The sequence below is a fragment of the Psychrobacillus insolitus genome (genome assembly GCF_003254155.1).
GTDB classification, from domain to species: domain Bacteria; phylum Bacillota; class Bacilli; order Bacillales_A; family Planococcaceae; genus Psychrobacillus; species Psychrobacillus insolitus.
Map to the genome: position 1 here is coordinate 1,028,507 of NZ_QKZI01000001.1, position 12,251 is coordinate 1,040,757.

Consider the following 12,251-nt stretch of genomic DNA (forward strand, 5'->3'; position numbering starts at 1 on the left):
TTACTCATTGGCCTGAGTGAGTGGGTTATTTTTATTCAGCAATTTTCATTGCAGCCATGATTGTTTCAACTTTTGTTTGTTGAATTGTGTATGCTTGTTTTGCAATAACCATTTCTTCAATAGAATCTGAGTTTGCAACATCATGTGCAACTTCATCCAAAATCCCCTGTTCTACTTCAAGCCACGCTGATAAATTTTCTCGTATTAGATCCATTCTATTCACCACCCGTTTTCATTTTTTCTTGAAGTTGAGACAACAAATCAATTATTCCTTTTTGGCTCAAAATCAGCTTTCCGTCCAACACCGAAATATTTTCATTAGATACCTCACCAGTTACAGCACATTCCATATTCGCTTGATATTTTTTAAGGATGATTTGATCACCATCTACAAATATTTCTACTGGATCTCCATCGGCAATATTTAATGTGCGACGTAATTCTTTCGGTAAAACAACACGACCTAAAGCGTCAATTTTTCTAACAATCCCTGTACTTTTCATATTTAACATCTCCTGTTCTCTTATTTTGTTGGTGCAAATATTACTTTTGTTTGTGATGCAACATCACGATGCACCAGCAACCACTTGTCCGACTCTTTTTTTGCAAGCAACCAATCGCTAGATTTAAGTTTGCTAGATTCAATATGTGACCTTTCAGCAGCAGTCAACTTTTTGCCGTTTTTCATTGAAACTCACCATCGTTTAGGTTCAAATTTTGTTGAGCGTTCAATGTCTTGATTTCCATTCGCATAGCTGTATTTGGAGACCATTCACTAATGAATTGCAAGGCTTCATCAAATCGTGTTTTAGGCAAATCACCATATCTAGGAATCTCAAAGTATTTTTTGAATTCATTCCAGAACTGTGAGAATGCTCTTTTGCTAATTTCTTTGTATGCTTTTGTATCCATACCACCCATACATTCAACTACTTTTCCTCTACCTTTTTTATTGATTCGATATTCCTGAGCTCCATCAATCCGCATATTATTTTCAAGCAGTTCTACACGGTCCGACACTCCACTAATTCGTTCTTCTTGTTCAAGCGCTGCTTGTAATAATGCTTTTGTGCTTGATATTGGTTGTTTGAATTGTTCTTCCATTTGATTAAAAGCATCGATATATTTCATTTTGAATTGAAGAGCTTCTTTTCCGTTGAAACCCATTGCCAGTAAAGTGAAACCATCACGATTCATTAAAAACATTCGATATTCTTGTTTATTTTGTTCGTGAATGTAAGTTGTTTCGAAAAATAGGTCTGCCCCAATCTGTGCAAGCCCCTCTATTAAATTATCAATGTCTCTCAAGACACCTCTGTGTTCTTTACCGAATACACTAGCAACATTTAAAGAACTAGTTACTGCTTTTCGATTATGCATGACTACTATTTGATCCATTTTCTTTTCCTCCTTTTAGTAGGTTCTCTCTCGCACCCACCAGTAAAGATTCGATGTCATGGCGTTGGCTATTGCTGTCGCTCGGGATTTAATCGGTCCGTCTTGGCGTACTCCGCTCTTCGAATATTTATTGCTGGGTGCGAGGTATTACTTAGGGTTTATTTTCCCTTTCCGTTTGTCGATTCCCACAACATGCCCATGGAGAACGACAATGCGATAAAGATTGCACTGAAAACAATTAAAGTTGCCATTGGTGTCATTTCGCTACCTCCTCGATTGAAAGCCAATTATCAATTGCATCTAAATCAAAAATTAGTACACGATCACTCACACGAATGTGAGGTATTCTATTTTCGCGAATAAGTTTATCCACCGTGGATCTACCCATCCGACAATTAATCGAAGTTAGATAATCCAGAAGAGCCTTTACGGTTCTAATGCGTCTCATTAATTACACCGCCTTCACATTGGTGATATTAACCAATTTTATTCTAAAAAAATATCTTTTATTGAGATTTGCAACATTTCCGCTATTTTTTCGAGCGTTTTAGTACTGGGTCTTCGCTTTCCTTTTTCAATATGGTTCATCCAATTTGCAGAGACACCAATCATTTCAGCTAATTCTTTTTGGGAGATGCCTTTACTCTTACGAATGTCGGCAATATTATTATTCATACTTGTACACCTCCTTGCATAAATTGGTTATATCAACCAATGAATTAACCTTAGTATAATTGGTTATACTAACCAAGTCAACTACTAAATTGGTTAAATTAACAAATTAATTTTAATGGTTTATTTTTGTAGTTGGTTTTCTAGACCAATTTCAATATAATGAGCAATGGGGGTGATGCATTTGAAGGAACACGTAGGTAGTAAAATCAGGAAGATTAGAAAAGAAAATAAGGACACTCTTATAGAGCTTGCGGAAAAGTTAGGGTATGACTACAGCAATTTATCTAAAATAGAACGAGGCTTGTATGGAGTATCTTTGGATTTGATTAAAAGTATTGCAGGTATATACGATGTGAGTCCGAATTACTTCTTTGGGGACGATCTAACAACAGCGGAAGGAAATCTTATTGTCGAGGATGACTTAACCCCTTCCGCACTTAAAAATAAGTATGAAATCATAATTGACGGTACAGAAGCTACAGAAGATGAAATTAAGGAAGCAGTCAGATTGATTCGCTTGTTGCGAAATAAATCACTTTGAATTAGCTAGTAACTTTCTTAATTCTTCTAATAAATGTTTCAAATCGATGGTTTCCTTCTTTTTCATTACAAAACATCTCCCAGTAAGGTGGTAAGCAGTCTTTGTACGATGTCGGTAGGTGTCTCTTATCCGACAGACTTCTGCAAGCTCGTATGACTCAACAAGAGTTAGCGAATCGTTTAGGTGTCACAAGACAACAGATACACACTTATACTACTGGCGAACGATTAATGTCATTACCAATTGCCAAAAACATATCTGCTGTTTTACATTGTGATACGGACGAACTATACGAATGGAAACCTGTGGAAGAACGGAAAAAGAGACGTTAACGAGTAGGTTTAGACCTACTCACCGGTAGTCGTCAGTCTGTAGACTTACAATTTTCATTATTACAAATTAATTTCCAGTTGTCTAACTATTATTTCAATTGCAACTCTATTTCCAGTAGTATAACATATAAAAGAACAGATGTTCCTGTATCGTAATAAAAAAGAGATATTTATCCAAATGCACTACCAAAAGGAGCTATATTATGACATCATACAAAGAAATTGGAGAAAATAAATACAAAATTTATATTGAACAAGGATACGACGATAGAGGAAAACGAAAACGAAAAACGAAAACGGTAACGGCAAAGGGTCCAAGAGAATTAAATAAGAAAATTAAAGAATTTGAATTTGAGTGCATGAATAATCACGACGAAGGAATAGAAGAAATTCGTTTCTCTTCCCTATTAGATCGTTGGTGGGATAAGTACGTGGTAAAGGATTTAGCAAGAACAACAATTAGTAATTATAAATACTATTTAAATGAACTTAATGATTACTTCGGAAAAATGAAAGTGTCAAAAATAAAAAGGCTGCACATTGAAGATTATTTGGCGGAGATCCAGGAGGATGAAAGGAAATCAACAACTAAGCGAACAATGGTCTTAAAGAGTATCTTCCACAAAGCTTATGAATGGGAAATTATTGACCGTAATCCAATGGAACACATAGCACTCCGTGTGGAAACAAAAGAACGTGAAATTTATGATGAGGATTACATTACAGATGTTTTCTTGAGAGGTTTAGACAAAGTTAAAGAACGCGACAGAGTCATGCTTAAAATGGCTTATTATGCTTCTGCAAGACGCGGCGAAGTTTTAGGATTAGCAAAGGAAGATTTTAATTTTGTGGAAAATACCGTGACTATAAAGCGTAGTTTGAATTATGATTTGAATACGAAAGAGTTATACCTCGGTCCGCCGAAAGGAAAGAAAAAAACAGGAGGAGGGAAAACTAGAGTGATCGAGCTACCAAATGAATTTATGGAAGAAGTGCACTCGTTTTATATAAAACAGATGCAAGTTAGAAGGGAAATGCAAAGTGCCTGGGAAACATTAGATGAAGTGGATCTATTCTTTCGCACTAGAGATTACCGCGTTATGAATCCTATGTCATTTTCAAATCAATGGGCTGTTGTTAAGAAAAAGTTAGGATTAAAAGATATACCATTACACGCTTTAAGGCATTCATCTGCTAGTTTACTGGTAAGTCATGGAGCAAATATAAAGGACGTGCAAGAACGCTTAGGGCATAGCAGTCCGGAGACTACATTAAACACTTATGTACACACAACTAAGAAAGACAATACGGTTTCTGTAAACATATTACGTAAAACACTTTGAGTTAGTCACTTTTTGGTCACTTTGTCGTTTTTAGAACTTCGCGCAATTGCCTTTAACCACTGATACTAATGGTTTTCAGTCTTGTAAATTCGAAAACATAACAGTTTTCAACATAATGCAAGGCTTTTCCATTTTCTAATGCGCAATTTGCTCAAAATCATTTAATTCCTCGAGTATTTGTTCTCCATTCCAAACTGGCTTAGCCCCTTCTGTTATAAGGAGATGAGGACCTTCTGAGAGTGGCGAATGTATGGAACCAGGAATTGCAAAAACTTCTTTTCCATTTTCTAGCGCATGCTCCATCGTCGAAACTGTACCACTCTTTAGTTTTGCTTCTGTAATAACAACACCTTGAGACAACCCACTAATTATTCGATTCCTCATTGGGAAATTCCATTTTTTAGGAGTTATGTAAGGTGGATATTCTGTCACTAGCAAATGATTTTCAGCCATGATTTCAGTAAGATAATTATTTTCTTTTGGATATACATGGAATAATCCAGTACCTAATACAGCTATTGTTTTCCCACCTAATGCTATCGTAATTTCATGGGCCAAAGTGTCAGCACCTTTTGCTAAACCACTCACGATAATATAATTTTGTTTTAAAATTGGGGGTAAGATTTTTTCTATGCTTTCTTTTGAATAGTCTGTAGCTTCTCTTGAACCAATAATAGCAATTTTTTTGGGATTTTCAAGGAGTGCTAAATCTCCTTTTGTATACAAAACTGTTGGTGGATCGTAAAGGGATTTCAAACTTAAAGGATAATTGGGATCAGTATAACAAATTGGGGTTATATTACTTTTTTTATACATTTGTTGAAGTGGATATTCGACAAATTTCGAGTACATTCGCTGGAGCTTAATAGCACGATCCTGTGAAATCTTTAACAAAGTTGCAAGTAAATGAGTTGGCATTCTACTTAACTGAACTAATTGGGGGTCATACTCAATTAAAGGTAATACCTTATTCAATGGAACTGGAAGCACATAATGTAATGCTAATAATCTATTTCTTACTAGTTCACTATTAACTTCATTCTTCATATAGTCCCTCCTTTATTAGAAAAGCACAAGCGCCTGTTTCTAGCTAGATAGTTTCTATGCATAATTTTCATATACTTTAATAAATTATAAAAAAATACGGCATCACCAAATGATGTGCCGTATATTTATATTAATGTGTTTTACAAGCGTCGTAGAGACCTGCTTCTTTAATAGCTTCTATTAAAGTATCACCAATTACGGATGGAGTTGCTGCAACTTTCATCCCAGCCGCTTCCATTGCTTTAATCTTACCTTCTGCAGTACCTTGACCACCAGAAATAATCGCACCGGCATGCCCCATACGTTTCCCTTCAGGAGCCGTTTGACCACCAATGAATCCTATTACAGGTTTTGTCATATTGGCTTTAATCCATGCCGCTGCTTCTTCTTCAGCAGTACCACCAATTTCACCAATCATTACTACTGCGTAAGTTTCTTCATCTTCATTAAATGCAGATAAAGCATCGATAAAATTAGTTCCATTTACTGGATCTCCACCAATACCTACAGCAGTTGTTTGACCAATACCAGCTTGTGTTAATTGATGAACAGCTTCATATGTTAATGTACCTGAACGCGATACAACTCCCACATGACCTTTTGTATGAATATATCCAGGCATGATGCCGATTTTACATTCATCCGCTGTAATAACACCAGGACAGTTTGGTCCTACTAAACGAGTCTTCTTGCCTTCCATGTAACGTTTAACTTTAACCATGTCTAATACTGGAATATGTTCTGTAATACAAATAGTCATATCTAAGTCAGCATCAACAGCTTCCATAATTGCATCAGCAGCAAACGGAGCTGGTACGTAAATTACAGAAACGTTTGCACCAGTTTCTTTTACAGCATCCTGAACCGTATTAAAAACTGGAACACCTTCCACTTCAGTACCACCCTTACCAGGTGTAACTCCAGCAACGATTTTAGTACCATATTCAAGCATTTGTTTTGTATGGAAAAGAGCAGTTGAGCCCGTAATTCCCTGAACGATTACTTTTGTATCTTTATTAATATATACGCCCATTATTCTCTCTGCCTCCTTTATCCTACAAGTTTAACGATTTTTTGAGCACCGTCTGCCATTGAGTCAGCAGCGATGATATTTAAACCAGATTCGTTTAGTAATTTTTTCCCTAAATCAACATTTGTACCTTCTAAACGTACTACTAAAGGCACGGTTAGTCCTACTTCTTTAGCTGCAATAATGACACCTTCTGCAATAACGTCACACTTCATAATCCCACCAAAGATATTAACGAATATACCTTTTACATTGGAATCAGAAAGAATGATTTTAAATGCTTCTGTAACTTTTTCAGCTGTAGCACCGCCCCCAACGTCAAGGAAGTTTGCGGGTGAACCGCCATAATAGCTAATAGTATCCATTGTTGCCATAGCTAGTCCTGCTCCATTAACCATACATCCTATATTTCCATCTAAAGAAATATAACTTAAATCATATTTTGAAGCTTCGATTTCTTTTGGATCTTCTTCATCATAGTCACGCATTTCTATAATATCATTGTGACGGTATAAAGCGTTTCCATCGAAGTTAAATTTCGCATCTAAAGCTAATACATTGTCATCAGTCGTTACTACTAACGGGTTGATTTCAACGATTGAAGCATCTTTTTCAATATAAACTTGATATAAACCTAGCATGAATTTTGCTGCTTTGTTTACAAGTTTAGCTGGAATATTCATATTAAACGCCATGCGACGAGCCTGGAAACCAGTTAAACCTGCAACTGGATCAATTTCTTCATAGAAGATTTTCTCAGGAGTATTTGCCGCTACTTCTTCAACGTCCATTCCACCCTCTTCAGAGCCCATTAACGTCACACGCGAAGTTGCGCGATCTAATACTAAACCTACATAGTATTCTTTCTTAATATCGCTTCCTTCTTCAATAAGTAAGCGCTTTACTTCTTTACCTTCAGGACCAGTTTGATGAGTTACTAATACCTTCCCTAATAGTTCCTTCGCGTACTCACGTACCTCATCTAGATTTTTAGCGATTTTTACCCCACCAGCTTTACCACGACCACCTGCGTGAATTTGAGCTTTAACAACAATAACGCTTGAGCCAAGTTCTTTCGCTGCCTTAACTGCCTCTTCAGGAGAGAAAGCAACAATTCCTTTTGAAACCGCTACGCCATATTGTCTAAGCAGCTGTTTCCCTTGATATTCATGGATATTCATCTTACATCCTCCCATCAAACTCTTGTAAAATAATAGTACCTTTATCATTGTATTAAAATTGTCAGAATTTGTCCACAAAAGACTTTGGGATTCAATTAAAAACATATTAAAGAATATATAGAATAATATTTTAATATAAGTTAATAATTACCTTTTTCTTTATCTAGTTTATAGACAAATGCAAAAACTTCAGCGACAGCTTGATATAATTCTTCTGGAATAGATTGGTTTATATCCAATTGTCCAAGTAGTTCAACTAAACTTGCATCTTCTTGTATTGGTATATTATTCTCTTCCGCTTTAGCTAATATATTTTCTGCAACTTTTCCTTTACCTTTAGCAACGATTGTTGGTGCATCTATTAATCCTGGTTTATACGTTAAAGCAACAGCTTCTTTTCGCTTCAATCTAATTTCTTTCATATTCGGATATCTACTCCCTGTGTTTCTATAACAGACGATTTTATGTTTATTTTTGAAGACAACTTTTGTTCCTCAAAAGTTTTAACAAAGACACCTGAAAGCTGATATCCTACAGCTTGCAACCCTTTTTTTAGAGATTCTTTTAGCATTTCAGCTTGAGTTTGAAGATGGGTATCATGATTATATAAATTAATTGTAACAATTCGATTTTGTACTTGCATATCAATAACTGTTTCTTCTAATGCTTCTAATTGTAAATAGAACATAATTCGAGCAAATTCGGGATCTATCTTGCCATTCTCTAACATTCTACCTTTCCACTCCAGGGTAGCATCCATTTTCTTTCCTAGGAATTCTAATGGAACTTGCATTAACAACTGATGTTGAGGTCCATTTTCATTCGACAAGAGTTGAAGGCCATTCATACGACCTAGCACTAATTCAGCTTGTTCCTTTACATTCGCAGATACAGTTTGATGCTGTATAAGTTCCACTAGCTGGGGTTTTAGTGTAGAAGCAATTTGTCTTATTTCTTCGCTATTTGTACCTAATCTTGCTTCGTAGCTAAATCCGAGCGTCTTTAGCACTTCTTTCATAGCATGTTCAAAAGCTTTTCCATCTAGTTGCTGAAGTACTGTTTCTTCTGATCGAATCATTTGTTGTGAAATAATTGGATTTATACTACTTTTGGATATTTTTAATATTTGTTGTAAATTTTGCGAAAAAGATTCAGACCCACCGCCTTTTCCTAATAAGGAGAGCAAATGTTCTTTTGGTGTAATTCCATTTTCATCTTTCAAAAACACTGCATGTTGACTTTGTTCTGAAAATGCTTTGATAAGTGCATTATTAATAGGTGTGATTTGTCCATTTGGATCGTTGTTTTTAAGAACTGAAAGTATTTGTTCTTTTTGTGTACTATTCAATGTTACTTGAGAATTAACCCAATTTTTCACTTGTTCCATGATTATCTCTTTTTCGTTTGGTGTTGCTTGTCCAAATTTCCCCATTAACTCTCCTGCTGTATTCTGTAACGTAGCCTTCGCTGTAGGAAGTATCGGTTGTGACAAAGTTGCTTGGATTGGTAGAATTCCAGCTTGTTTTAATGCTTGTAAAAAAGGTAGTCTTGTAGAAATTGATACTTGCGTATTCTGAAGTGTTTCTATTTGCTTGCCCAATACAACACCAGCAACAGGCTCTTCAAATGGTTGTGAAAGCTTTTGCATAATCTGCAGAAGTGAATTCTTACTGCTAGTTGAGATAGTAGTATCTTGAAGTAATGCTGCTTTAAATGATTGCAACAATGAATGTAACCCTTCTTTGGATTTCCCACTTATCACTGTTTCAAATAGTTTTGGTGTAAGTGGAATTTTCAATTCTGTCATTTTTTGAATCGATTCGAGCGCCGACTTCATCGTTACATTTGTCGGAAGCTGTTTCAATAGTTGTACGGCTTGTACTAATTGTTCTTTGGCCATTGGAATTTGCTCTTTTAAAAAGAATTGTACCGCTATTTGCATCTCTTTCGTATTGGGCAAATTCATCGCCTTTATTAGTTGAACTGTAGTTTGAGAAGATGAATTGGACTGGATAAGTGGCTCTGAAACAACTTTTAATTGGAGGTTCGGCTCAGATTTCGTCACTTGAAAGAAATGAGCATTCCCCGCTTGAAGGGGTGTTTCTAATTTAGCTATCACTTTTTGAGCCCCTATTTGTAATTCGGCCGTATCGTTTGGAAAAATCTTGACAATTGATCCATGAATCACTTGGCCTTCTTTCATAGGCAACATTCTATTGGGAGTGCTTTGTTGAACAGGTTGGGATTGGATCGAAGAAAAAAAAGTAGACGACATCTCTTCACCTCATTTCTTGTTTAGCGCAAGCAGCCCTATCCTTGCCAATCAGTCATGGCAGACATTAGCGCTTGCGCTTTCCTTTATCATAGATTTTATTGGTTCAAATGTTTTCCGATGATGTTCAGTTGGACCGTATGTATGGAGCATTTCTACATGTAGTTTTGTTCCATAACCTGCATGCTTATTGAAACAATACATAGGATATTCTTCATGTAATAGATCCATATAGCTATCTCTTGCTGTTTTCGCTAATATAGATGCAGCTGCAATTGCTAAGCTTTTTTCATCTCCTTTTATTATGGAGTGCGTTTCTATATTAATCGGTAGCGTCATCGCATCTACAATTACAACAGACGGCCGTATATTCAAACTAAGTACAGCTTCTGTCATAGACTGCTTTGTTGCCTCATAAATATTAAGTTCATCTATTTTATTTACAGATTGAAAGTGGATGGAGTAACTGAGTGCATTTTCTTTTATTATTTGGGCTAATTTATTACGGCTCTCTTTTGAGATTTGTTTTGAATCATTCACTCCAATTAATTGTTCTAAATTTTCACCTAAGATAACTGCTGCTGTTACAACAGGTCCAGCTAATGGCCCGCGCCCAGCTTCATCGACTCCTGCAACTAAATCGGTTGCAAGTTTTCGATAACTTGCATCAAACATTATTTTTTCTTGATGTTCTTGCTTTTCTAACATGCGTAACTTTTGTTTATTGAGCCAGGAGCTATATAATTTTTGGGCTCCTACTCGGTGATCGTTTTCGACCTCATCCATCCATGGCTCTTGCTCAGTTGCATTGGCAAATTTTTCTTTCATTTCTTTAAGACTAAACATTCTAATTCACTTCAACTTTCTTTATCTTAATTTATTTTATGTATCGGTAAGTTTGGAGAAAAATCAAGAATCGCCCTTCTACCAACTGGTAAAAGGGCGATTTTCTTTTTATTATTCAGTTATGTCACTTACAAAGTCAAAAGTTAATCTTCCGAGACGAAGATTCCGAACATCTCGAACAATTAGTTCTGCTACTTTGTCATAATCAATTTCTGTTCCGTTAGAATACGCTCTTCTGAGGTTACCAATATGATCAAACGTTACTTCCAAATCATCACTAACTGCACTCATTTTATAATGTTCTTCCAAACGATTCGGATAATGCTCTTGTAAAAATCGAAGACCATATATAGCTAAGTCTTCCATATTAGTAACAGCATCTTTAATGGCTCCTGTTAGAGCTAGCTTATATCCAATTTCCTGATCTTCAAACTTCGGCCAAAGAATACCAGGTGTATCTAGTAGTTCGATTTCTCTCTCTACCTTTATCCATTGCTGTCTCTTTGTAACCCCAGGAGTGTTTCCTGTTTTTGCAAGATTTTTTTTTGCAAATCGATTAATCAATGTAGATTTTCCAACGTTCGGAATTCCTACAATCATCGCTCTTATTGCTCGAGGTTTAATACCTCTAGACTCCATACGCTCCCATTTAGGCTTTAGAAGCTCTTTAGCGAGTTTAAAAACTGCTTGGAGTCCTTTTCCTTCTAATGAATTAATCGCGACTGCTGGGAGCCCTTTTGAGGCAAAATAGGCTATCCACTTTCTTGTCTCTGCTTCATCAGCCATGTCGACTTTATTTAAAATCAGTAATCTTGTTTTTTGATGAACTACTTCATCAATCATCGGATTTCTAGATGATAACGGCAATCGCGCATCAACTAACTCAAAAATAATATCTACCATTTTTAGATTCTCTGTTACTTCTCTTCTTGCCTTGGCCATATGACCAGGAAACCATTGTATCGTCATTTTGACACTCCTTTATTTACTTCACAATACCTATTTCATTCAGAGGCCAAAAAACAAGACTCGTATTTCCAATCACTTCATCAATGGCAACAAGGCCAATATGTCGACTATCTTTACTATATCTTCTATTGTCCCCCATTACGAAAATATATCCTTCAGGGATTTCTTTCACCTGGGCAGGTGTTTCTTCTAGTGTAAAATCATCCGTCAATGTACCCTCGGTGATTTCGATTTTGTATTGATCTAAATATGGCTCTGGTACTTCTTTACCGTTTATCAAGAGTTGGTCATTTGTAAACTCAATATGGTCACCAGGAAGCCCTATTACACGTTTTATGTAATTTTTTTGTTCTGGAGCATGAAATACGACTATATCAAAACGATCTGGTTCTCCAATCATATATCCTATTTTATTTACAACCATCCTGTCACCATTTTCTAAAGTCGGCATCATAGATTCACCGTCCACAACAATCGGTGTAAATAATAAGAAACGAATTATTGCTGCTATACCAAAGGCAATAAGGAGAGCTTTTGACCATTCCCATATCTCATTTTTCTCTTTCTTAGCTTGTTCCATCAGCTTGCCCCCTTATCTACTGTCTATATTGTACAAG

General features: G+C 36.1%; 17 protein-coding genes. 3 read left to right on the forward strand and 14 right to left on the reverse strand.

Annotation, left to right across the window (positions count from 1 at the left end; translation table 11 throughout):
- Positions 1–31 precede the first annotated feature (31 nt).
- The 6 genes from C7437_RS05115 to C7437_RS05135 form a co-directional block, all read right to left on the reverse strand.
- Entirely contained in the window at positions 32–214 is a 183-nt protein-coding gene (locus C7437_RS05115; RefSeq protein WP_111438542.1) for a hypothetical protein, read from the reverse strand.
- Position 215: 1 nt separating this feature from the next.
- Positions 216–503, reverse strand: coding sequence for an AbrB/MazE/SpoVT family DNA-binding domain-containing protein (locus C7437_RS05120; protein ID WP_111438543.1), 288 nt, complete (start codon positions 501–503; stop codon positions 216–218).
- A gap of 20 nt (positions 504–523) precedes the next feature.
- Positions 524–688, reverse strand: a complete 165-nt coding sequence (locus C7437_RS16925) for a DUF6906 family protein (RefSeq protein ID WP_170122320.1) — start codon at positions 686–688, stop codon at positions 524–526.
- A complete protein-coding gene (locus tag C7437_RS05125) occupies positions 685–1,398 on the reverse strand; it encodes a Rha family transcriptional regulator (protein ID WP_111438544.1) in 714 nt (237 codons plus the stop codon). Before C7437_RS05125 ends, C7437_RS16925 begins: the two co-directional genes overlap by 4 nt.
- 256 nt (positions 1,399–1,654) lie before the next feature.
- Entirely contained in the window at positions 1,655–1,846 is a 192-nt protein-coding gene (locus C7437_RS05130) for a helix-turn-helix transcriptional regulator (protein ID WP_111438545.1), read from the reverse strand.
- A gap of 38 nt (positions 1,847–1,884) precedes the next feature.
- Entirely contained in the window at positions 1,885–2,073 is a 189-nt protein-coding gene (locus C7437_RS05135; protein WP_111438546.1) for a helix-turn-helix transcriptional regulator, read from the reverse strand.
- A gap of 181 nt (positions 2,074–2,254) precedes the next feature.
- Between C7437_RS05135 and C7437_RS05140 the strand changes: the two genes are divergently transcribed.
- The 3 genes from C7437_RS05140 to C7437_RS05150 all read left to right on the forward strand — a co-directional run bounded on the left by C7437_RS05140 (position 2,255) and on the right by C7437_RS05150 (position 4,289).
- Positions 2,255–2,614, forward strand: coding sequence for a helix-turn-helix domain-containing protein (locus C7437_RS05140; RefSeq protein WP_170122321.1), 360 nt, complete (start codon positions 2,255–2,257; stop codon positions 2,612–2,614).
- A 101-nt stretch (positions 2,615–2,715) separates the two neighbouring features.
- Complete coding sequence (locus tag C7437_RS05145; protein WP_281269924.1) at positions 2,716–2,946, forward strand: helix-turn-helix transcriptional regulator; 231 nt, start codon at positions 2,716–2,718, stop codon at positions 2,944–2,946.
- 203 nt (positions 2,947–3,149) lie between these two features.
- A complete protein-coding gene (locus tag C7437_RS05150; protein ID WP_111438548.1) occupies positions 3,150–4,289 on the forward strand; it encodes a tyrosine-type recombinase/integrase in 1,140 nt (379 codons plus the stop codon).
- Between the two features lie 135 nt (positions 4,290–4,424).
- On the opposite strand, the gene dprA is transcribed toward C7437_RS05150, so the two are convergent.
- From dprA to lepB, 8 genes are all read right to left on the reverse strand, one after another.
- Positions 4,425–5,336 (reverse strand): DNA-processing protein DprA, encoded by a 912-nt coding sequence (dprA, locus tag C7437_RS05155; protein WP_111438549.1) that lies wholly within the window; start codon positions 5,334–5,336, stop codon positions 4,425–4,427.
- A gap of 130 nt (positions 5,337–5,466) precedes the next feature.
- Positions 5,467–6,369, reverse strand: coding sequence for a succinate--CoA ligase subunit alpha (sucD, locus tag C7437_RS05160; protein ID WP_111438550.1), 903 nt, complete (start codon positions 6,367–6,369; stop codon positions 5,467–5,469).
- A 17-nt stretch (positions 6,370–6,386) separates the two neighbouring features.
- Positions 6,387–7,547: an ADP-forming succinate--CoA ligase subunit beta gene (gene sucC / locus C7437_RS05165; protein ID WP_111438551.1), complete on the reverse strand. Its 1,161-nt coding sequence runs from the start codon at positions 7,545–7,547 to the stop codon at positions 6,387–6,389.
- A 140-nt stretch (positions 7,548–7,687) separates the two neighbouring features.
- Positions 7,688–7,969, reverse strand: coding sequence for an EscU/YscU/HrcU family type III secretion system export apparatus switch protein (locus C7437_RS05170; RefSeq protein ID WP_111438552.1), 282 nt, complete (start codon positions 7,967–7,969; stop codon positions 7,688–7,690).
- On the reverse strand, positions 7,966–9,822 hold the full coding sequence (locus C7437_RS05175) for a hypothetical protein (protein ID WP_111438553.1): 1,857 nt from the start codon (positions 9,820–9,822) through the stop codon (positions 7,966–7,968). The genes C7437_RS05170 and C7437_RS05175 overlap by 4 nt, the downstream gene beginning before the upstream one ends.
- A 48-nt stretch (positions 9,823–9,870) precedes the next feature.
- Positions 9,871–10,665 (reverse strand): ribonuclease HII, encoded by a 795-nt coding sequence (locus C7437_RS05180; RefSeq protein ID WP_111438554.1) that lies wholly within the window; start codon positions 10,663–10,665, stop codon positions 9,871–9,873.
- A 111-nt stretch (positions 10,666–10,776) separates the two neighbouring features.
- A complete protein-coding gene (gene ylqF, locus C7437_RS05185; protein ID WP_111438555.1) occupies positions 10,777–11,634 on the reverse strand; it encodes a ribosome biogenesis GTPase YlqF in 858 nt (285 codons plus the stop codon).
- Positions 11,635–11,650: 16 nt separating this feature from the next.
- Positions 11,651–12,214, reverse strand: a complete 564-nt coding sequence (gene lepB, locus C7437_RS05190) for a signal peptidase I (RefSeq protein ID WP_111438556.1) — start codon at positions 12,212–12,214, stop codon at positions 11,651–11,653.
- Positions 12,215–12,251 lie beyond the last annotated feature (37 nt).